17 protein-coding genes are annotated in these 21,266 nt (G+C 66.4%); 12 read left to right on the top strand and 5 right to left on the bottom strand.

From position 1 onward, the window contains the following. Positions 1–56 precede the first annotated feature (56 nt). Together moaB and glp are read left to right on the top strand one after the other, a co-directional pair. Entirely contained in the window at positions 57–596 is a 540-nt protein-coding gene (gene moaB / locus DMX10_RS20130; RefSeq protein WP_111262725.1) for a molybdenum cofactor biosynthesis protein B, read from the top strand. Continuing rightward, entirely contained in the window at positions 593–1,807 is a 1,215-nt protein-coding gene (gene glp, locus DMX10_RS20135) for a gephyrin-like molybdotransferase Glp (protein WP_111262726.1), read from the top strand. The genes moaB and glp overlap by 4 nt, the downstream gene beginning before the upstream one ends. 112 nt (positions 1,808–1,919) lie before the next feature. Here the strand turns inward: glp and DMX10_RS20140 are convergent, their stop codons facing one another. After that, the gene (locus DMX10_RS20140; RefSeq protein WP_111262727.1) at positions 1,920–2,942 is read right to left on the bottom strand and encodes an AraC family transcriptional regulator; all 1,023 of its coding nucleotides are present in this window, start codon (positions 2,940–2,942) and stop codon (positions 1,920–1,922) included. Between the two features lie 132 nt (positions 2,943–3,074). On the opposite strand from DMX10_RS20140, the gene DMX10_RS20145 reads away from it, so the two are divergent. The 3 genes from DMX10_RS20145 to DMX10_RS20155 are packed head-to-tail and all read left to right on the top strand — an operon-like array spanning position 3,075 to position 7,826. Further along, positions 3,075–4,670: an FAD-binding oxidoreductase gene (locus DMX10_RS20145; RefSeq protein ID WP_111262728.1), complete on the top strand. Its 1,596-nt coding sequence runs from the start codon at positions 3,075–3,077 to the stop codon at positions 4,668–4,670. Between the two features lie 2 nt (positions 4,671–4,672). Beyond that, positions 4,673–6,250 (top strand): glycerol-3-phosphate dehydrogenase/oxidase, encoded by a 1,578-nt coding sequence (locus DMX10_RS20150; RefSeq protein ID WP_111262729.1) that lies wholly within the window; start codon positions 4,673–4,675, stop codon positions 6,248–6,250. Positions 6,251–6,266: 16 nt separating this feature from the next. After that, the gene (locus DMX10_RS20155) at positions 6,267–7,826 is read left to right on the top strand and encodes an FGGY-family carbohydrate kinase (RefSeq protein WP_111262730.1); all 1,560 of its coding nucleotides are present in this window, start codon (positions 6,267–6,269) and stop codon (positions 7,824–7,826) included. Between the two features lie 374 nt (positions 7,827–8,200). Here DMX10_RS20155 and DMX10_RS20160 read toward each other — a convergent pair whose 3' ends face one another. Next, positions 8,201–8,899: a pirin family protein gene (locus DMX10_RS20160; RefSeq protein WP_111262731.1), complete on the bottom strand. Its 699-nt coding sequence runs from the start codon at positions 8,897–8,899 to the stop codon at positions 8,201–8,203. 210 nt (positions 8,900–9,109) lie between these two features. Between DMX10_RS20160 and yegS the strand changes: the two genes are divergently transcribed. From yegS to DMX10_RS20175, 3 genes are all read left to right on the top strand, one after another. Then, on the top strand, positions 9,110–10,015 hold the full coding sequence (gene yegS, locus DMX10_RS20165) for a lipid kinase YegS (RefSeq protein WP_111262732.1): 906 nt from the start codon (positions 9,110–9,112) through the stop codon (positions 10,013–10,015). A gap of 130 nt (positions 10,016–10,145) precedes the next feature. Then, positions 10,146–11,072, top strand: coding sequence for a chemotaxis protein CheV (locus DMX10_RS20170; protein WP_111262733.1), 927 nt, complete (start codon positions 10,146–10,148; stop codon positions 11,070–11,072). An 84-nt stretch (positions 11,073–11,156) separates the two neighbouring features. Then, positions 11,157–11,960 carry an MOSC domain-containing protein gene (locus DMX10_RS20175; protein ID WP_111262734.1) on the top strand — a complete coding sequence of 268 codons (804 nt, stop codon included), beginning with the start codon at positions 11,157–11,159 and terminating at the stop codon, positions 11,958–11,960. Between the two features lie 73 nt (positions 11,961–12,033). Here the strand turns inward: DMX10_RS20175 and DMX10_RS20180 are convergent, their stop codons facing one another. After that, positions 12,034–13,962, bottom strand: coding sequence for a transglycosylase SLT domain-containing protein (locus tag DMX10_RS20180; RefSeq protein ID WP_111262735.1), 1,929 nt, complete (start codon positions 13,960–13,962; stop codon positions 12,034–12,036). A gap of 180 nt (positions 13,963–14,142) precedes the next feature. Between DMX10_RS20180 and DMX10_RS20185 the strand changes: the two genes are divergently transcribed. Further along, positions 14,143–16,062, top strand: a complete 1,920-nt coding sequence (locus tag DMX10_RS20185) for an ATP-binding cassette domain-containing protein (protein WP_111262736.1) — start codon at positions 14,143–14,145, stop codon at positions 16,060–16,062. 23 nt (positions 16,063–16,085) lie between these two features. Further along, positions 16,086–16,772: a hypothetical protein gene (locus DMX10_RS20190; protein WP_111262737.1), complete on the top strand. Its 687-nt coding sequence runs from the start codon at positions 16,086–16,088 to the stop codon at positions 16,770–16,772. A gap of 21 nt (positions 16,773–16,793) precedes the next feature. On the opposite strand, the gene DMX10_RS20195 is transcribed toward DMX10_RS20190, so the two are convergent. Further along, positions 16,794–17,234, bottom strand: coding sequence for a universal stress protein (locus DMX10_RS20195; protein WP_111262738.1), 441 nt, complete (start codon positions 17,232–17,234; stop codon positions 16,794–16,796). An 87-nt stretch (positions 17,235–17,321) separates the two neighbouring features. Here DMX10_RS20195 and DMX10_RS20200 point away from each other — a divergent pair, with 87 nt between their 5' ends. Further along, a complete protein-coding gene (locus DMX10_RS20200; protein ID WP_111262739.1) occupies positions 17,322–17,759 on the top strand; it encodes a hypothetical protein in 438 nt (145 codons plus the stop codon). Between the two features lie 50 nt (positions 17,760–17,809). Here the strand turns inward: DMX10_RS20200 and DMX10_RS20205 are convergent, their stop codons facing one another. Beyond that, positions 17,810–18,622 carry a hypothetical protein gene (locus tag DMX10_RS20205; RefSeq protein WP_111262740.1) on the bottom strand — a complete coding sequence of 271 codons (813 nt, stop codon included), beginning with the start codon at positions 18,620–18,622 and terminating at the stop codon, positions 17,810–17,812. 473 nt (positions 18,623–19,095) lie between these two features. Here DMX10_RS20205 and fadB point away from each other — a divergent pair, with 473 nt between their 5' ends. Continuing rightward, positions 19,096–21,243, top strand: coding sequence for a fatty acid oxidation complex subunit alpha FadB (gene fadB, locus DMX10_RS20215; RefSeq protein WP_111262741.1), 2,148 nt, complete (start codon positions 19,096–19,098; stop codon positions 21,241–21,243). Positions 21,244–21,266: the final 23 nt, after the last annotated feature.

The following is a 21,266-nucleotide window of genomic DNA, read 5'->3' on the forward strand; positions in this document are numbered from 1 at the left end:
TGGGGCGGCGCTGTGATATAACACTGGGCATTCTGTCCTACAACTGGAAGCCTGCCATGAACCACAAGGCCGAGGCGGTGTTCGTGCCGCTCGATATCGCCGTCCTCACCGTCAGCGACACCCGCAGCCTGGAGACCGACACCTCCGGCCAGCTCTTCGTCGACCGCCTCACCGCCGCCGGCCATCGCCTCGCCGCCCGTGTGCTGCTCAAGGACGACCTGTACAAGATCCGCGCCCAGGTGGCGACCTGGATCGCCGAGGATCAAGTCCAGGTGGTACTGATCACCGGCGGCACCGGTTTCACCGGTCGCGACAGCACCCCCGAGGCCATCGCCTGCCTGCTGGACAAGCAGGTGGATGGCTTCGGCGAGTACTTCCGGCAGATCTCGGTAGCCGACATCGGCACCTCCACCATGCAGTCCCGCGCCCTGGCCGGCCTCGCCAACCGCACCCTGGTGTGCAGCATCCCGGGGTCGACCAACGCCTGCCGCACCGCCTGGGACGGCATCCTCGCCGAGCAGCTGGACAACCGTCACCGCCCCTGCAACTTCGTGCCGCACCTGACCCGCGCCGACGCCTGCGAGAGCCGCGGATGAGTGGCTGCGACCACCCCGGCCTGATGCCGGTGGAGGAGGCCCAGGCGCGGCTGCTGAAGCTCGCCGGGGAGGCCACGATCCGCGAGCAGGAGGAAGTCGCCCTGGCCGATGCCGATGGGCGCGTGCTGGCCGAGCCCTTGGTGGCAGGGCTCGACCTGCCGCCGTGGGACAACAGCGCGATGGATGGCTACGCGCTGCGCCTGGCCGACTGGAACGGCGAGGCGCTGGTGGTCAGCCAGCGCATCCAGGCGGGCAGTGCCCCCGGCCCGCTGCAACCGGGTACCTGTGCGCGCATCTTCACCGGCGCGCCGTTGCCCGAAGGTGCCGACACGGTGGAGATGCAGGAGAACGCCGAGGTGCTCGACGATGGCCGCGTGCGCTTCCTCGAAGCCCTCAAGGCGGGGCAGAACGTACGCCCCAAGGGCCAGGAGACCCGCACCGGCGAAACCGTGCTGGACGCCGGCACCCTGATGGGTCCCATCGAGATGGGCCTGGCCGCCACCCTGGGCGTTGCGCGCCTGCAGGTGCGCAGGCGGCCCCGCGTGGCGGTGCTCTCCACCGGTGATGAACTGGTGGCGCCGGGCCAGCCGCTCGGCCCGGGGCAGATCTACAACAGCAACCGCACCCTGCTGATCGCCTGGCTGCGTCGCCTGGGCTGCGATGTGGTCGATGGCGGCATCCTCGCCGACGACCTGGAACTGACCCGCCAGGCCCTGGGCGAACTGACCGGTGTCGACCTGATCCTCTCCACCGGTGGCGTCTCCGTCGGCGAGGCGGATTTCCTCGGCGTGGCCCTGCGTGAGGCGGGCGAGCTGGCACTGTGGAAACTGGCGATCAAGCCGGGCAAGCCGCTGACCTTCGGCCATTTCCAGGGGGTGCCGGTGATCGGCCTGCCGGGCAACCCGGCGTCCACCCTGGTGACCTTCGGCCTCTTGACCCGGCCCTACCTGCTGCGCCGCCTCGGCGTGGACAAGGTCGCGCCCCTGGGCTTCCCGGTACCGGCCGGCTTCACCTGGAGCAAGCCGGGCAACCGCCGCGAATACCTGCGCGCCCGTCTCGAAAACGGCCGCGCGGTGATCTACCGCAACCAGAGCTCCGGCGTATTGCGCAGCGCCGCCTGGGCCGAAGGCCTGGTGGAGGTGCTCGAAGGCACCACCCTCGCCGAAGGCGACAGCCTGCGCTTCATTCCGCTGAGCGAACTGCACGCCTGACCTGCTGTGAACGGGGTCTCGCCAGGCATTGGGCCGTAGCTCGGGTGCAACCCGAAAGCGCCCTCGCAGGTTTCATCCGCCCGACATGCCGCAAGGCCACGGTGCCGCCTGATCACCCCTGCCGCTTGGCCTCGCGGTATTCACCGGGCGTCTGGCCGGTCCAGGTCTTGAAGCTGCGGTGGAAGGAGCGTGACTCGGTGAAGCCGAGGTAGCTGGCGATGTCCTGGATGGCCAGGTCGCTGCGCAGCAGGTAGTGCTCGGCCAGTTCCTGGCGCAGCTCGTCGAGGATCTGCTGGTAGCTGGTGCCGGCCTGCTGCAGGTGGCGCTGCAGGGTGCGCACCGTCATGTGGAATTTCTCCGCGACCCGCTCCTTGCGTGGCAGGCCGTCCTTGAGCAGCAGGCGCAGGGCGTTCTTCACCCGTTGCGGCAGCGGCTCGTCCTGGTCCAGCCCGGCCATCAGTGCCAGGGCGTGCTCCTCCAGGGTGCGCAGCAGGTTGGCGTCGGCCTGGCGCAGGGGCACGCCGAGGTATTCCAGCGGCACCAGCAGGGCGTTGCAGGGCTGGCCGAAGCGGACCGGGCAGCCGAAGACCGCCTCGTAATCCTCCAGGCGGGTGCCGGCGGGCTGGGCGTGCTCGAACCAGACCTCGCGGGGCGAGCGCTCCATGTCGGCGATCCAGCGGGCGTAGAGCAGCCAGGAGGCGAGCACGTTCTCCACCATGTGGCGGCGGATCTCCGGGGCTTCGTGGCGGCAGTTCCAGATCAGACGGATGTGGTCGCCTGCAGCCTCGATGCGGCTGGTGCCCATGTCGCCCACCAGTTTCTCGTAGGGGACGATGCGGCTCATCGCCTCGCCCAGGGTGGCGCAGTTCATGGTGATGTAGCCGAGCACGCTCCACGAGCCCGGCTGCACGAAGCGCGCGGAATGCAGGCCGAACAGCGGGTCGCCGGAGACCGCCATCAGGTGCTCCAGCAGGCGCTCGTGGGCCTCGCTGGGCATGCGCTTGCCGTTGTCGGCCAGCTCCTCGGCGCGGATGCCGGCGGCGTCGAGCGCAGCGGCCACGTCCAGGCCGAGGTGCTCGGCATGGCGCAGGTACTTGAGCAGGGCGGGGACGGATGTGTAGCCGAGGGAATCCATGGTTTCTTCTTGTTCTGAAATGTCTTGATTGGCGATAGCCACTGTCCCGATCCGACAGTGACGCCCTTGCGCGGCTGGCTAGTATAGGCACCCATTGAAAACCTCCGAAACAACTCGAACAAGGAGATGGGCATGCGACGCTGGAACGGCTGGGGCGACGAGTCGACCGTGGTGGAACTGCCGGCCAATGGCACGGATTTTCTCGCTCAGCGCGTCGGCGCCGGCCAGCGCCTGGACGATGCCACCCTCGCGCAGGTGCTGGCCCAGGTGCCGCCCTCGCGACTGCCACCCCACGTGCTGGTCAGCCAGGATGCCGAGGAGCGCGTGCGTCATGCCCGTGGCCAGAGCCTGCCGGACTGGCTGGCGATGCGCGAAGGCCGCTTCGAGGTGTTCCCCGACGGCGTCGCCTACCCGGAAACCGCCGAGGACATCCGCCAGCTGATGGCCTGGGCGAAGAAGCACGATGTGGTGCTCATCCCCTACGGTGGCGGCACCTCGGTGGCCGGCCACATCAACCCGCAGGCCGGCGAACGCCCGGTGCTGACGCTTTCCCTGGAGCGCATGAGCCGCCTGCTGGACCTGGACGAGCAAAGCCTGATCGCCACCTTCGGCCCTGGTGCCAACGGCCCGCAGGTGGAAAGCCAGCTGCGTGCCAGGGGCTACACCCTCGGCCACTTCCCGCAGTCCTGGGAGCTTTCGACCATCGGCGGCTGGGTCGCCAGCCGCTCCAGCGGGCAGCAGTCCCTGCGCTACGGGCGCATCGAGCAGCTGTTCGCCGGCGGCACCCTGGAAACCTTCGACGGCCCGCTGGAGCTGCCGACCTTCCCGGCCTCGGCTGCGGGGCCGGACCTGCGCGAGGTGGTGCTGGGCTCCGAAGGCCGCTTCGGGGTGATCTCCGAGGTGCGCGTGCGGGTCACCCGCCTGGCCGACCAGGAAAATTTCTACGCCGTGTTCCTGCCGAGCTGGGAGCAGGCCCTGGCAGGTATCCGCGCGCTGGCCCAGGCCCGCGTGCCGTTGTCGATGCTGCGCCTGTCCAATGCCATCGAGACCGAGACCCAGCTGGCCCTGGCCGGCCACCCCGAGCAGATCGCCCTGCTGGAGAAGTACCTGGCCTTGCGCGGTGCGCGCACCGGCAAGTGCATGCTCACCTTCGGCGTCACCGGCAACCGCCGGCAGAACGCCGTGTCGCTGCGCCAGGCGAAGAAGCTGCTCAAGGGCTTCGGCGGGGTGTTCACCGGCACCCTGCTGGGCAAGAAGTGGGCGGAGAACCGCTTCCGCTTCCCCTACCTGCGCCATGGCCTGTGGGATGCCGGCTACGTGGTCGACACCCTGGAGACCGCCACCGACTGGATCAACGTCGACACCCTGCTGAACAAGGTGGAGGCCAGCCTGCGCGAGGGGCTGGCGGAGGAGGGCGAGCGCGTCCACGTGTTCACCCACCTGTCCCACGTCTATGGCGAGGGCTCCAGCATCTACACCACCTATGTGTTCCGCCCCGGCGCCAGCTACGAGCAGGCGCTGCAGCGCTGGAGCCGGCTCAAGCGCGCGGCCAGCGAGGTGATCGCGCACAACCGCGGCACCATCAGCCACCAGCACGGCGTGGGTCGTGACCACGCGCCCTGGCTGCCGGTGGAGAAGGGCGAGCGCGGCATGGCGGTGCTCAAGGCGCTGGCCGGGCATTTCGACCCCGAGGGCCGCCTGGCCCCCGGCGTGCTGATCCAGGATTGACCATGCAGCCCTGGAACGCGGCCTGGCGTGAGCGCGCACTGCCGGAGCTGGTGGCGCGGGACTGGGACCTGATCGTCGTCGGCGGCGGCATCACCGGCGCCGGCATCCTCCGCGAGGCGGCCAGGCGGGGCTGGAAGTGCCTGCTGCTGGAACAGCGCGACTTCGCCTGGGGCACCTCCAGTCGCTCATCGAAGATGGTCCATGGCGGCCTGCGCTACATCGCCAAGGGCCAGTTCGGCCTGACCCGTGACTCGGTGCGCGAGCGCCAGCGCCTGCTGGCCGAGGCGCCGGGGCTGGTGGATCCGCTGAGCTTCGTCATGCCCCATCGCGGCGGCTTTCCCGGCCCGCGCGTGTTCGGCAGCCTGCTGGCGGTCTATGACGCCCTGGCCGGCAAGCGCAACCACCTCTATCACTCGCTGCAGCAACTGCGCTTCCTCACTCCCGGGCTGGACGAGGCGAAGCTGCAGGGTGGCACGCAGTTCTTCGACGCGGTCACCGACGACGCGCGCCTGGTGATGCGCGTGCTGGCCGAGGCCCGCCGCGACGGCGGCGAGGCGCTCAACGGTATGCGTGTGGTGGAGCTGACCCGCGAGCAAGGCCAGGTCACCGGCCTGGTGGCGGAAGACATCGAGAGCGGCCAGCGCTACGCCCTGCGGACCCGTGCCGTGGCCCAGGCCACCGGCGCCTGGGCGGATCGCCTGCGCCGTCGCGAGGGCAGCGAGCACATCCGCCCGTTGCGGGGCAGCCACCTGCTGCTGCCCGGCTGGCGCCTGCCGCTGGCCCACGCCATCAGCTTCATGCACCCGGACGATGGCCGGCCGGTGTTCGTCTTCCCCTGGGAAGGCGCGACCGTGCTCGGCACCACCGATCTGGACCACCGCGAAGAGCTGGACCTGGACGCGCGCATCAGCACCGGGGAAGTCGACTACCTGCTGGCCGCCTGCCGCGCGCAGTTCCCGGCCGCCGCCATCGGGCGCGCGGACGTGCTCTCCACCTGGGCCGGCGTGCGTCCGGTGGTGAGCGATGGCGAAGGCTCGCTGAAGCCTTCCGACGAGAAGCGTGAACACGCGCTGTGGGTCGAACCCGGCTGCGTGACCCTGGCCGGCGGCAAGCTGACGACCTTCCGCCTGCTGGCGCTGGAGGTGCTGCGTGCCTGTGCGGCCTTCACCGGCCGCGCGGTGGACGATCTCGGCGCGACGGTGTTCACCCCGGCGCCGGGAGCGGACCTGGCAGGCCTGGGGCCCCTGGCGCATCGGCGCCTGGCGGGACGGCACGGCCCCGAGCTAGCCATCATCGCGCGGTTGGTCGAGGAGCTGGGCAGCGATCGCGTCGGCGCCACCGATACGCTCTGGGCGGAACTCGCCTGGGCGGCCGAGGGCGAAATGGTGCTGCACCTGGACGACCTGCTGCTGCGTCGCACCCGCCTGGGCCTGCTGCTGCCTGGCGGCGGCGCGGCGCTGATGCCGCGCATCCGTGCGTTGTGCCAGGCCCGCCTGGGCTGGAGCGATGGGCGCTGGGAAGACGAGGAACGGGCCTATGCTGCGCTCTGGCAGCGCAGCTACAGCCTGCCCGCAGAATAAGAACAAGGAATCCACCGTGAGCGAGAAGAGCTACCTGCTGGCGATAGACAATGGCACCCAGAGCGTGCGCGCGCTGCTGTTCGACCTGGACGGCAACCTGGTGGGCAAGGGCAAGGTGCCGCTGGAGGCCTATTACTCCAGGCAGCCCGGCTGGGCCGAGCAGGATGCGGAGTACTACTGGTCGAGCCTTGCCGAAGCCTGCCACCTGCTGTGGGCGTCCGTGGACATCGACCGCAGCCTGATCCGTGGCGTCTCGGTCACCACCCAGCGCGGCACGGTGATCAACGTCGACGAGCAGGGCCAGCCACTGCGCCCGGCGATCATCTGGCTGGACCAGCGCCGCGCCGAGGTCGAAGGGCGCATCAGGGGGCCCTGGGGCTGGCTGTTCCGCCTGCTGCGCATCGAAGGCACGGTGGACTATTTCCGCGCCCAGGCCGAGGTGAACTGGGTGTCGCAGCACCAGCCGGACATCTGGCAGCGGACCCACAAGGTGCTGCTGCTGTCGGGCTTCCTCACCCATCGCCTGTGCGGCCGCTACGTCGACTCGGTGGCCTGCCAGGTGGCCTACCTGCCGTTCGACTACAAGCGCCTGGACTGGGCCTCGCCCAAGGACTGGAAGTGGCAGGCGATGCCGGTGCGCCGGGAGCAACTGCCGGACCTGTTCAAGCCCGGCGAGCGCCTGGGCAGCATCAGCGCCGAGGCCAGCCGCCTGACCGGCATTCCCGAGGGGCTGCCGCTGATCGCCGCTGGCGCCGACAAGGCCTGCGAAGTGATGGGCTCGGGCGGGGTGGAGCCGGATACGGCCTGCCTGTCCTACGGCACCACGGCGACCATCAATACCACCCGGCGCAGCTACCTGGAGACGATTCCGCTGATCCCGCCCTACCCGGCGGCGATCCCCGATCACTTCAACACCGAGGTGATGATCTACCGCGGTTTCTGGATGGTCAGCTGGTTCAAGCAGGAGTTCGGCCTGCGCGAGATGCAGCGGGCCAAGGAGCTGGGCGTCGAGCCCGAGGCGCTGTTCGACGAACTGGTCGACAGCGTGCCGCCGGGCTCCATGGGCCTGATGCTGCAGCCCTACTGGACGCCGGGCATCCGCGAACCGGGGCTGGAGGCCAAGGGCTCGATCATCGGCTTCGGTGACGTGCACACCCGCGCGCACATCTACCGCGCCATCCTCGAGGGCCTGGCCTATGCGCTGCGCCAGGGCAAGGAGCGCATCGAGAAGCGCTCGGGCAAGCCGATCAAGCGCCTGCGCGTCTCCGGTGGTGGCTCGCAAAGCGATGCGGCCATGCAGCTGACGGCCGATATCTTCGGCCTGCCGGCGGAGCGTCCGCATGTCTACGAAACCTCGGGGCTGGGGGCGGCCATCGATTGCGCGGTGGGGTTGGGGCTGCACCCGGACTTCCCTACGGCGATCCGCGCCATGACCCGTGTCGGCCAGGTGTTCCACCCGGACCCGCAGGCGCAGCGCACCTACGAGCGGCTCTACCAGGGCGTTTACCAGCGCATGTACCGGCAGTTGAAGCCGCTGTACCAGAAGATCCGCGAGATCACCGGGTATCCGGCCTGATGCGGTTGACGCCCTGGGTCGGGTTCGACCCGGCGTCGCGGTGATGGGTTGATCGCGAGTAAAAATCCATGTTCATAGAACATGGCTTTGCTTTTGGCCCTCTAGAAGGGGGCGCAATCAGACTTCGGAACATGCAGCCGCCGCTCACTTCGGGCGTAGGGTGTGCTGCGCGCACCTTGGACTTGCCGGAGGCACCGTGCGGCGGTGCGCACGGCACACCCTACGGCACGAGTCCATCCTCAGGGGTATCAATTCAAATCGTCACAGGCAGAGCCGATGACTCATGGCCGCGCCCTAAGGACGTGGTTTCCCAGGTTCAAATGAAAAACGCCCCCGGAGCGGAACCCCGGGGGCGTTTTCGTTGCGGGCCTGAATCAGGCGACGTCGACCAGCACGATCTCGGTGTCTTCGCTGGCGGTGAAGCTCAGAACCTCGACATCGCGTATCGCCACGCCATCGCGCGCCTCGGCGGCCACTCCGTTGACTTCATAACGGCCCTGGGCCGCCACCAGGTAGGCCTTGCGGCCGTTCTCCAGGCGGTATTCCGCCTGCTGGCCGGCCTTCAGGGTGGCGGCTACCAAGCGGGCATTGGCGCGGATGGGCAGGGCGTCGCTGCCCTCGTCGATACCGCTGGCCAGGGTTACGAAGCTGCCGGCACGCTCGCCTTTCGGGAAGGGCTTGGCACCCCAGGACGGCGCGGCGCCGAACTCGGTGGGCATGATCCAGATCTGGAAGATCTTGGTCGTCTCGCCTTCCAGGTTGTACTCGCTGTGGGCGATGCCGGTGCCCGCGCTCATCACCTGCACGTCGCCGGCCTCGGTGCGGCCCTTGTTGCCGAGGTTGTCCTGGTGGGTGATCGCGCCTTCACGGACATAGGTGATGATTTCCATGTCCCGGTGCGGGTGCGGCGGGAAGCCACTGTTGGCGGCGATCTCGTCATCGTTCCAGACGCGCAACTGGCCCCAGTTCATCCGCGCCGGATCGTGGTACTCGGCGAAGGAGAAGTGGTGACGGGCATTGAGCCAGCCGTGATGGGCACCGCCGAGCTGGTTGAAGGGGCGTACTTCGATCATGGGAATCTCCTCGTGGCTCGCAGGGGGTTGGGCTCTGCGGCGTGTTGGAGGCCATTTTTCATCAAGTTCGTATCGACAAAAAGCGTAAATACTTCAACAAACAGATCGACATATTAGATATTTGTGTAATCCGTCTCTGATGCTTGTCTGAAGTTGTTCCTACGGTACGAGGCATATACTCGACCGATTCCCCGGTGAATGGAGTGGTTCATGAGCGAGCGCAAGGCGTTGCTGATCCTGCATGGAAAACAGGCACTGAACGAGGAGGTGCGCGCAGCCGTGCAGGCGCGTCGCGATGCGGGATGGGAACTGGCGGTGCGCGTCACCTGGGAAGGCGGTGACGCCCGGCGCATCGTCGGGGAGGCGCTGGATGCCGGCTACCGCACCCTGATCGCCGGCGGCGGCGACGGCACCTTGCGCGATGTCGCCGAGGCCATGGCGCTTTCCGGGGAGGACGCGAGCCTGGCGTTGCTGCCCCTGGGCACCGCCAACGACTTCGCCCGTGCGGCCGGCGTGCCGTTGCTGCCTGGCGAGGCGCTGGCGCTGCTGGACGTGGCACCCCGGTCGATCGACCTGGGCGAGGCGGATGGGCGGCTGTTCCTCAACATGGCCACCGGCGGCTTCGGGTCGAAGATCACGGCCAACACTTCCGAGGACCTGAAGAAGGTGTTGGGCGGCGCGGCCTACTTTCTCACCGGGCTGACGCGCTTTTCCGAAGTGCACTCGGCCTTTGGGCGCTTCAAGGGGCCTGACTTCGAATGGGAGGGTGAATTCCTCGCCGTGGGCATCGGCAATGGCTGCCAGGCCGGCGGTGGCCACGTGCTGTGCCCCAATGCGCGGGTGGACGACGGGCTGCTGGAGTTGTGCATCGTGCCGGCCCCGCAGGACGTGGTGGGCACGCTCGGCACCCTGCTTTCAGGCGGCATCGGCGGGGTGGACGCGGTGTCGGTTAGCGCGCGCCTGCCCTGGGTCGAGGTGGAGGCGCCTGAGGGGCTGGACATGAATCTCGACGGAGAACCCATGGAATGCAGGCAGGTTCGCTTCAATGCGCGCCGCGACGCACTACGCTTACATCTGCCGGACGGTTCTCCGTTGTTGCAGGACGGACGGCAGTAAGCGGCTTCTGGTGCCGTCGACCCGCCTGGTGCATGATGGCGCCAGGCCATGATCGCTACAGTTATACGGCCCTTTGCCGATAACGCAGGTGCAGCCGCAGTCTGGCTCGAACATTCAACAGGAGCACGCAATGGCCGGTATCCTCGACACAGTCGATCAACGCACCCAGCTGGTTGGCGAGAACCGCCTGGAAATCCTCATGTTCCGCCTGGCCGGCCGCCAGCTGTTCGCCATCAACGTGTTCAAGGTGCAGGAAGTCCTGCAGTTGCCGAAGCTGACCCTGATCCCCCAGCGCCACCCCTTCGTCTGCGGTGTGGTCAACCTGCGCGGCCAGACCCTTCCGGTGATCGACCTGTCCCGCGCCATCGGCATGCGCGCGCTGGTGCCGGATGAGCGCAGCACCATCATCGTCACCGAGTACAACCGCTCGGTGCAGGCCTTCCTGGTGGGGGGCGTGGACCGCATCCTCAACCTCAACTGGGAGTCCATCCAGCCGCCGCCTGGTGGCGCTGGTCGCCAGCACTACCTGACGGCGATCACCAAGGTGGAGGACCAGATCGTCGAGATCATCGATGTGGAGAAGGTCCTCGCCGAGATCGTGCCCATGAGCACCCGGGTGTCCGAGGAGCGCCTGAGCAACCCGTTGCTGGACAAGGCCCGTGGCCGCGAAGTGCTGCTGGTGGACGACTCCAACGTCGCCCTGACCCAGCTGCGCGAGACCCTGTCGCAGCTGGGTATCCGCACTCATTCGGCCAGCGACGGCCTCAAGGCGCTGAACCTGCTGAAGAAGTGGGCCGACACCGGCGAGGTGATGACCGACAAGCTGCTGATGATCTTCACCGATGCCGAGATGCCGGAGATGGACGGCTACCGCCTGACCACCGAGATTCGCAACGACCCGCGCCTGCGCGACCTCTACGTGGTGATGCACACCTCGCTCTCCGGCAGCTTCAACGACGCCATGGTGAAGAAGGTCGGCTGCGACAACTTCCTCTCCAAGTTCCAGCCCGACAAGCTGGTGGACGTGGTGGCGGACCGCCTGAAGAAGGACGAGTGACCTTATTTGCGAGCCGGGGTTGAGGCCCCGGCCCGCGATTCCGTATAACGGGGCCTTCGCTGACCGCCCAAGGATGCCGGCCCCATGTTGCGTCTCTCCGCTCTCTATCGTTTTCCCATGAAATCCGCTATCGGCGAACGCCTGGAGCGTGCCGAGCTCGATGGCCTCGGGCTGGCCGGCGATCGGCGCTGGATGCTGGTGGACGCGAGCAATGGCCGCTTCCTCACCCAGCGCGCACTGCCGCAGATGTCGCAGCTGAGCGCATTGTGGAATGCCGAGGGCGGCCTGACCCTGGCAACCGCCGGTCGGCCGTCGCTCGATGTGAAGCTGCCCCATCCCGACAGCGACCTGCGCGGGACCTTCATCTGGAAGGATTCCATGCGGGTACCCGATGCCGGCGATGAGGCCGCCGATTGGCTCAGTGCCTTCATCGGCAAGCCCACTCGCCTGGTGCACGTGCCCGAGAAACGCGCCCGGGATATCCCCGGTAGCCTGCTGCCGGAGGAGAAGGTCGGTTTCGCCGACGGCTTCCCGCTGCTGCTGATCGGCCAGGCCTCGCTGGACGATCTTTCCAGCCGCGTTGGCCGCCCGCTGGAGATGCTGCGCTTCCGTCCCAACCTGGTGGTGGAGGGCGGCGCGCCCTTCGCCGAGGACGAGTGGAAGCGCATCCGCATCGGTGGCGTCGAGTTCAGCGTGGCCAAGGGCTGCACCCGTTGCATCCTCACCACCATCGACCCTGCCACCGGTGAGCGCAGCCCGGACCGCGAGCCCCTCACTACCCTCAAGACCTACCGTGAGCGCGAGGGCGAGATCTATTTCGGCCAGAACCTGATCAACCGTTCCAACGGCACGCTGGAAGTGGGGATGGAAGTCGAAGTGCTGGAGTAATCCCCGCAGCGGATTTCATCCAGGAAACGAAACGGGCGCCACGTGGGCGCCCGTTTGCATTCCGGCGAAGGCGTCACTGGTCGTCGAAGAAACGCTCGTGCCAGTCCACCAGGGGCTGCGGGGCGTTGAGCTTCTGGCCGTAGATCACCGAGTAGGACAGTACGTTCTGCACGTACTGGCGGGTCTCGTCGAAGGGGATGCTTTCCACCCAGACGTCGAAGGCCAGGTGGTTGGCTCCCTTGAGCCACTGGCGCACGCGACCGGGGCCGGCGTTGTAGGCGGCGGAGGCGAGCACGCGGTTGCCGTTGAACTGGCCGTGCACCTGGCTGAGGTAGGCGGCACCGAGCTGGATGTTGACGTCCGGATTCAGCGCCTGTTGCGGCGAGGCCAGGGGGATGCCGAACTTGCGTGCGGTCTCCTTGGCGGTGCCGGGCATCAGCTGCATCAGGCCCATGGCGCCGACGCCCGAGCGCGCATCGGCCATGAAGGCGCTTTCCTGGCGGGTGATGGCGAATACCCAGCTGGAGTGCAGCCCGCGCACCTTGGCCTGCTGGGTCAGGGCGCTGCGGTGGGCCATGGGGAAGCGGATGTCCAGGTCGTCCCAGTACTGGGCCTGGCTGATGGTGCGGATGGCCGGGAAATACCACTGCATGTCGTAGGCGAGCTTGGCCTGGGCGACCAGTTCGTCGCGGCTGAACAGGCGGCTTACGTAGTACCACTCGCGGCGCCCATCGACGATCTGGCCGCGATCGTGGAATTCCAGTGCGCGGCGGATGCCGGCGGTGTTGCGCACCTTCTGCACCAGGCGCGGATCGAGGGCCAGCGGCTTGTTGTTGAGCTGGTAGGGCGCCTGGATGCGGTCGGCTGCGAGGAAGCCGTAGAAGTCGCGCTCCTTGGCCAGGGGCTGGTAGAGGCGGGCGGCTTCGGCGCTCTGCGGCTGTGCCAGCTGCAGGCTGCGGGCCTGCCAGTAGCGCCAGCGGTTGGTGTTGGCCAGCTCGGCGGGCATCTGCTTGGTCAGCTTGTAGGCGTCGTCCCACTGGCCCAGGCGCAGCAGCAGGCGCGCGCGCCACTCGCTGACGGTGTTGTCGCGCAGCTTGGGGTCGTACTGGGTCATGACCTTGAGGGCGCGCGAGTCGTAGCTCTTGGCCAGGGTCAGCCCGATCTCGCGGGCGATGGCGACCTTCTCGCTGCTGGAGAATTTCATCCGTGCGGCGTAGCCATCGAGGAGGGACATGGCCTTTTCCGGGTCCTGGCGGGCCAGGCGGCGCAGGCCCAGGCCGACCACATCGGCCATGGCCTTGTCGGCCGGTGCGAAGCGGGCGGTCTGGCTCAGCATCTGCGGGTTCTGTGCGACATCCAGCAGCAACTTGCCCTGCGCCTGCAGGGTCGGCAGGCCCTTGACCAGGAAGCTGGCCAGGCCGTAGTTGCGCGCCTCGGCGGCGAGCTTGGCGCGGCGCCAGCGCATCTGTTCGGTCATCTGGCCTTCGGCGCGCCAGAGGTCGAAGAGCACGTCGCAGGCTTCCGGCTGGGACTTGCCCACCAGCCAGAGCTTCTCGGCGCTCTTGTAGCCCTCGGCCTTGAGGCCGCTCTTGATCTGGTACTGGCCATAGAGGCAGTCCAGTTCGGTGAAGTTCATCTTCGGGTCGTAGTAGTTGACGAAGGTCTTCCACTCGCCGCGTTCGGCCAGCCAGCGCAGCCAGCGCAGCTTCATCCAGTTGGCCTGGGGCAGGTCGCCATGCTCGGCGAGGAACTTCTCGATCTCGTCGTTGCTGGCCCATTTCAGGCGCGCGGTCAGCTCGTCGTAGGCGAGATAAGGCTCCAGCGGGTAGTCGGCCAGGGCAGTGGCATAGCGCTTGTAGGGGCCGCTGTCGCCCTTGGCGAGGGCACGCTTGGCCTCGTCGTACATCTGACGTTGCTGGGCAAGAGGGACCGCGTGGGCTGCATCGAGGGTGACGGTGGTGAGAAGCAGGCAGGAGAACAGGCTGAGCAGACGACCGCGCATGACACTTCCGGGTAGAGAAATCGTATGGGGCAACGGCCTGGCCGCCACCGGACCTGCGTAGCTTAGCCTGTTGCCCGGCCGGGGTGAAATCCGATCCGGCGGAGGAAACATGATGAAAAAATGGCGGATATGCCGGGGCGCAAACCGGGTAGAATGCGCCCCCTGTTTTCGGAGGCGCCCATGACCCTGCTCAAGTTCAGCGATGTATCCCTTGCCTACGGCGCCATGCCGCTGCTGGACAAGGTGTCATGGCAGATAGCCCGTGGCGAGCGGGTGTGCATCATCGGCCGCAACGGCACCGGCAAGTCGAGCATGCTGCGCCTGGTCAAGGGCGACCAGCATGGCGATGACGGCGAGATCTGGCGCGCCCCGGGCCTGAAGATCGGCGAGCTGCCGCAGGAGCTGCCGCGTGCCGACGATCGCACGGTGTTCGACGTGGTGGCCGAGGGGCTGGCCGGCGTCGGCGCGCTGCTGGCCGAGTACCACCACCTCAGCCAGAACATCCATAACGACGAAGACCTGAACAAGCTGATGCACGTGCAGCAGGAGCTCGAGGCGAAGGATGGCTGGCGCCTGCAGCAACTGGTGGACAGCACCCTGAGCCGCCTGCAACTGCCGGCCGACAAGACCCTGGCCGAGTTGTCCGGTGGCTGGCGTCGCCGCGTGCTGCTGGCCCAGGCGCTGGTTTCCGAGCCGGACCTGCTGCTGCTGGACGAACCCACCAACCACCTGGACATCGGGGCCATCGCCTGGCTGGAAGAGGCGCTGATGGGCTTTGGCGGCGCTGTGCTGTTCATCACCCACGACCGTTCCTTCCTGCAGAACCTGGCGACGCGCATCCTCGAACTGGACCGTGGCCACCTGATCGACTGGAACGGCGACTACGCCAGTTTCCTGGTGCACAAGGAACAGCAACTGGCGGCGGAAGAGACCGCCAATGCGCTGTTCGACAAGCGCCTGGCCCAGGAGGAGGTGTGGATCCGCCAGGGCATCAAGGCCCGCCGTACCCGTAACGAGGGGCGTGTGCGCGCGCTGAAGGCCATGCGTGCCGAGCGTGCCGATCGCCGTGAGCGCCAGGGCAAGGCCACCATCCAGCTGGAGTCCGCGGAGAAGTCGGGCAAGCAGGTGATGGTCGCCGAGGGCGTGAGCTTCGCCCATCCGGGCGGCGCGCCGCTGATCCGCGATTTCTCCCTGGTGCTGCAGCGCTCCGACCGCATCGGCCTGCTGGGCGCCAACGGCACCGGCAAGACCACGCTGCTCAAGTTGCTGCTGGGCGACCTGGAACCGACCAGTGGCAAGATCGAGGTCGGCACCAAGCTGGAGGTGGCCTATTTCGACCAGTTGCGTCACCAGCTCGAGCCCGAGAAGACGGTGATCGACAATATTTCCGAGGGCCGCGACTTCATTTCCATCGATGGCCAGAACCGCCATGTGCTGAGCTACCTTGGCGACTTCCTGTTCAGCCCGCAGCGCGCCCGCACGCCGGTCAAGGCGCTGTCGGGCGGTGAGCGCGCGCGCCTGCTGCTGGCCAAACTGTTCAGCAAGCCGGCCAACCTGCTGGTGCTGGACGAACCGACCAACGACCTGGACGTGGAAACCCTGGAGCTGCTGGAGGAAGTGCTGCTGAACTTCCCGGGCACCGTACTGATGGTCAGCCACGACCGGGCCTTCCTCGACAACGTGGTGACCAGCACCCTGGTGTTCGAGGGGGAAGGGCGCGTGCGCGAGTACGTCGGTGGCTACCAGGACTGGCTGCGCCAGGGCGGTTCGCCGCGCCTGCTGGGCGTGGGCGAGACCAAGTCCGGCAAGGCCGAGCCCACCGCTACGGTCGCGCCGGCCCCCGTCGAGCCCGCACCGGTGGCGACCGCCAGCGAGGCGCCGAAGAAGAAACTCAGCTACAAATTGCAGCGTGAGCTGGAAGCGCTTCCCGGCCAGATCGAGACCCTGGAAGCGGAGATGGCGGCGGTACAGCAGGAAATTTCCGACCCGGCGTTCTACCAGCGGCCTGCGGAGCAGACCCGCGCCGTACTGGAGCGTTTCGAGCGGCAACAGCAGGAGCTGGATCGCCTGCTGGAGCGCTGGGCCGAACTGGACGACTGAAGAATCACCGAGCTGGAGAGCCCATGGCTGTCGAGTACCGCATCACCCTGGATGACGAACACGAGTTCAGCTATCGCATCGAGCTGGATCGCCAATACGATCAGGAGCGCGCACTGGCCGCGCCGAAATGGACGCGCCTGGAGTTCCAGCAGTGCAGCAACTGCCCGCTCTCCAGGGACAAGTTCAGCCATTGCCCGGCGGCGGTCGACCTGCACCGGGTGATCGAGGACTTCCACGGGCTGCCGGCCTTCAAGAAGGCGGTGTTCCTGGTGCGCACCCCGGAGCGGGAGTACACCAAGCAGGTGGGGCTGGAAGAAGGGTTGCGGGCGTTGCTCGGCGTGATCATGGCGACCAGTGCCTGCCCGGTGCTGGGCCGCCTCAAGCCGATGGCCCAGCAGCACCTGCCGTTCGCCAGCAACCAGGAGTTCATCCTGCGCGCCGTATCGCTCTATCTCGCGCGGCAGTACTTCAATTTACGCGAAGGACGGCACGCGGACTGGGAGCTGAAGGGGCTGGTGCGTCTGTTCCAGCAATTGCAGCTGGTCAACCAGGCGTTCTGGCAGCGCATCCACGATGTGTGCGATGGCGATTCGAACCTGAAGGCCTTCCTGACCTTCTTCTCGATGGCATCGAGCATGACCTACTCGCTGGAAACCCAGCTGCAGAAGATCCGTCCGCTGGTCATGAGCGCCGACGAAGGCTTCTTCTGAGGCCTCCGCCGGCGGATGGGGTCAGTCGTTTTTCTTAAGGCGGACGGCGATCACGTCGCAGGGTGCCCCATGCAGGACGTCATTGGCGGTGGAGCCCAGCAACAGGGCGAGACCGTGGCGGCCGTGGCTGCCGACGACGATGAGGTCACAGCCCTGTTCCTCGGCGAGTCGGTGGATTTCCTGGCGCGGCTGGCCATAGGCCAGGTGGCGCTGTTCGGCGAGCAGTTCCGGGTAGAGGCCGGCGAAGCCATCCAGGCGTTCCCGGGCCTGTTCGAACTGCTGCTGCTGGAGCATCGAGAGGTCCATGGGGACGTCACCGCCAAAGGCCATGGCCATGGGTTCGACGATATGCACCAGCGACAGCTTGGCCTGGGTCGCCAGGGCGAGAGCCTGGGCGCGGCGCACCACCGGGTGGCACTCGTCGGTGAGGTCGACGGCGACCAGAATGTGCTTGTAGGGCATGGGTGACTCCTCCTTAAGGTTTGCGCTTGGACTCAGTATGGCCGCCATGGGTGCCTGGCGGCATGATTTTCATCATGGGATGACGTTATGACCCTCTGGTTGGTGGTATTTCTCCTGCTTGCCGTGCTCAGCCCGCTGGTATGGCTGGTGCCTTCCAAGGGGCAGCGAGGGCGCATGGAGTTGCGCATGCAGGCGAGGCGGATGGGGCTGGCCATGCAGCTGTCGCGCCAGGAGTGGCCCCATTGGTTGCCGGTGGAGCCACCTGCCTCCTGTGCTCAATATCACCGGCCGCGCCCTCGCGGGGCACCCGGCGCCTGGTGCTACTGGCAGGTTGCGCCCGGGCAGTGGCAGAACCAGTGGCGCGAACCGCTGGAGGACCCGGCGATGCTGGCGCGTTTTGCGGGGCTGCCGGCTGATGTCTACAAGATCGAGGCAAATTCGCAGATGATCGCTCTGTGCTGGGGGGAGCGGGGCACGCCCGAGGACCTGCAGCGCATCGCCGACGTGCTGCGCGCAGTGGTCTGATGCAGGCGTCGCCCGGGCCGCGCAATGGGCCCGGGTGGGCGTGGGGGCCTTCAGAGTTGCGTCGCGGCGTACTGGGCTGAAACGCCTTCGAGCCCCTCGATGATGCTGTCGGAATACTTGTTGATCAGGAACGGCACGCTGTTTTCGTTGTAGTTCTGCAGCGATTTCTCAATGTAGCGCCACTTCGTGCCGATGCTGGTGAGCGCCTGCTTGATCTGCGGGGTGTTCTTCGGCTGCTGCTCAAGGGCTGCCAGCTGGCCGGCGAAGTCGCGCGCCAGTTCGTCGATGGGCTTGCCTTCGCCACCACCGAAGAAGGACGCGCCGACCGAGGCGCTGCGAGACGCGTAGTCGACGGCAATGGTCTGCATCAGCAGGCTCTGCTCGCGGCTTTGCTGGGTCAGCGGGGGGACGTTGACGCCGCTTTCCTGCTGGATCTTCCCGTAGAGCTCCTTGGCCATGGCCAGCAGCTTCTGGTTGCGGGCGGTCATGTCGGCGATGGGTTGCAGGTCGGTGAAACCCTTGGTCTTGAGCGCGACGACCAGGTTGGTGAGCTCGCCGGAATAATCCTTCCATTGCTCGCCCAGTTGCGCGCGCAGGGCCTTGGAGCCGTCGCCCGGCATTTCGGTAAGTTCCTTCAGGCGTGCATCCGCTTCCTGGACGGACTCGTCGATCATTCGCGCGTAGCGCTGGTCGCCCTCCATGCCGTTGTACATATAGAAGTCGCCCAGGCTCTTCTGCGCGGCGAGGCGCATCTGGTGCAGCTTGAGCAGGCTGGTGGCGGGGTCTGCGGCTTGAGCGGGGGTGGATAGGATGGAAAGGGTGAGCAGGGTGCCCAGCAGAATGGCAAGCGTACGGCTCGTCATGTCGCTACTCCGTGTGCCTCTAAGGGCGTCATCTAGTTGTTTTTGTTATTCGGCCCGTCCCGGCCGTAACGCGCGACTCTACCCGCCGCGCTGGCGTTTGGCTAGCGTGCGGCACGTCACGTTATCGAGCCTTGCGTCGCCTGCCTGATGGCTTGTCATAACCATCCTGCATGTTGCTTTCCAGAGGGCTGCCGGGCCTGCGCAAAGGCTGGTGGCAGAGCGGATTGAGCGTGGCTGTACGGTCACGAAGCGCAATTGACAACAGCGGACTTTTCCGTGAATGTGTGCGCACCCAAATCAAACGGGCGTATGAATTGAGCGTTTGTCTTACAGAAACGTCCAATAACTACCCGATATCGCGTCGGCGGGTGTGCCGGACCGAATCGGACTAAGCTCGACGGCAATGCCTCGAGCCGGTTCGCCGGTTGGCTCCGATGTGTACTGTTCAGCTTCCATACCGTGGAGATCAGTTGATGATTTACGAAGGTAAAGCCATCACGGTTAAGGCTCTTGAGGGCGGCATCGTCGAACTGAAGTTCGACCTCAAGGGTGAGTCCGTCAACAAGTTCAACCGTCTTACCCTCAATGAGCTGCGTCAGGCGGTTGATGCCATCAAGGCCGATGCGTCGGTCAAGGGCGTTATCGTCAGCAGTGGCAAGGACGTGTTCATCGTCGGTGCGGACATCACCGAATTCGTCGACAACTTCAAGTTGCCCGACGAGGAGCTGGTGGCAGGCAACCTCGAAGCCAACAAGATCTTCAGCGATTTCGAAGACCTGCAGGTTCCGACCGTGGTTGCGATCAATGGCATCGCCCTCGGCGGCGGCCTGGAAATGTGCCTGGCCGGTGACTACCGCGTCATGAGCGAGACCGCCAAGATCGGCCTGCCTGAAGTCAAGCTGGGCATCTACCCGGGCTTCGGCGGCACCGTGCGCCTGCCGCGCGTGATCGGTACCGACAACGCCATCGAGTGGATCGCATCCGGCAAGGAAAACAAGGCTGCCGACGCCCTGAAAGTGGGTGCCGTCGACGCCGTCGTCGCCCCTGCGAAACTCCAGGAAGCCGCCCTGGACCTGGTCAAGCGCGCCATCTCCGGCGAGCTGGACTTCAAGGCCAAGCGTCAGCCCAAGCTGGAAAAGATCAAGCTCAATGCCATCGAGCAGATGATGGCCTTCGAAACCGCCAAGGGTTTCGTGGCTGGCCAGGCCGGTCCGAACTACCCGGCTCCGGTCGAAGCAATCAAGACCATCCAGAAGGCCGCCAACTTCGGTCGTGACAAGGCGCTGGAAGTCGAGGCCGCCGGCTTCGTCAAGCTGGCCAAGACCCCGGTCGCTGCCAGCCTGATCGGCCTGTTCCTGAATGACCAGGAGCTGAAGAAGAAAGCCAAGCAGCACGACGAGATCGCTCGCGACGTGAAACTGGCCGCCGTGCTCGGCGCCGGCATCATGGGCGGCGGCATCGCCTACCAGTCGGCTTCCAAAGGCACTCCGATCCTGATGAAGGATATCCGCGAAGAGGGTATCCAGATGGGGCTGTCCGAGGCGTCCAAGTTGCTCGGCAAGCGCGTCGAGAAAGGCCGCATGACCCCGGCCAAGATGGCCGAGGCCCTGACCGCCATCCGCCCGACCATGTCCTACGGCGACTTCGGTGCCGTCGACATCGTCGTCGAAGCCGTGGTCGAGAACCCGAAGGTCAAGCAGATCGTGCTGGCCGAAGTGGAAGGCGTGGTTCGCGAGGACGCCATCCTGGCTTCCAACACCTCCACCATCTCCATCAGCCTGCTGGCCAAGGCGCTGAAGCGTCCCGAGAACTTCGTCGGCATGCACTTCTTCAACCCGGTGCACATGATGCCCCTGGTCGAAGTCATCCGTGGCGAAAAGTCCAGCGAAGTGGCCGTTGCCACCACCGTTGCCTACGCCAAGAAGATGGGCAAGAACCCGATCGTGGTCAACGACTGCCCCGGCTTCCTGGTCAACCGCGTACTGTTCCCGTACTTCGGCGGCTTCTCCAAGCTGCTGGGCTTCGGCGTCGACTTCGTGCGCATCGACAAGGTCATGGAGAAGTTCGGCTGGCCCATGGGCCCGGCCTACCTCTCCGACGTGGTCGGCATCGATACCGGCCACCACGGCCGTGACGTGATGGCCGAGGGCTTCCCGGACCGCATGGCGGTGGAAGGCAAGACCGCCGTTGACGTGATGTACGAGGCCAACCGCCTGGGCCAGAAGAATGGCAAGGGCTTCTACGCCTATGAAACCGACAAGCGCGGCAAGCCGAAGAAGGTCTCCGATCCGGAAGCCTACGAGCTGCTGAAGTCCATCGTCGTTGAGCAGCGTGAGCTGACCGACGAAGACATCATCAACTTCATGATGATCCCGCTGTGCCTGGAAACCGTTCGTTGCCTGGAAGACGGCATCGTCGACACCGCAGCCGAGGCCGATATGGGCCTGATCTACGGTATCGGCTTCCCGCCCTTCCGTGGTGGTGCACTGCGTTACATCGACTCCATCGGTGTAGCCGAATTCGTTGCCCTGGCCGACAAGTACGCCGAACTGGGCGCGCTGTACCACCCGACCGCCAAGCTTCGTGAAATGGCCGCCAAGGGCCAGAAGTTTTTCGGTTAATCGCGGAACGAACAGAGCGAGAG

It is taken from the genome of Pseudomonas sp. 57B-090624 (assembly GCF_003234055.1).
GTDB lineage: Bacteria > Pseudomonadota > Gammaproteobacteria > Pseudomonadales > Pseudomonadaceae > Metapseudomonas > Metapseudomonas tohonis.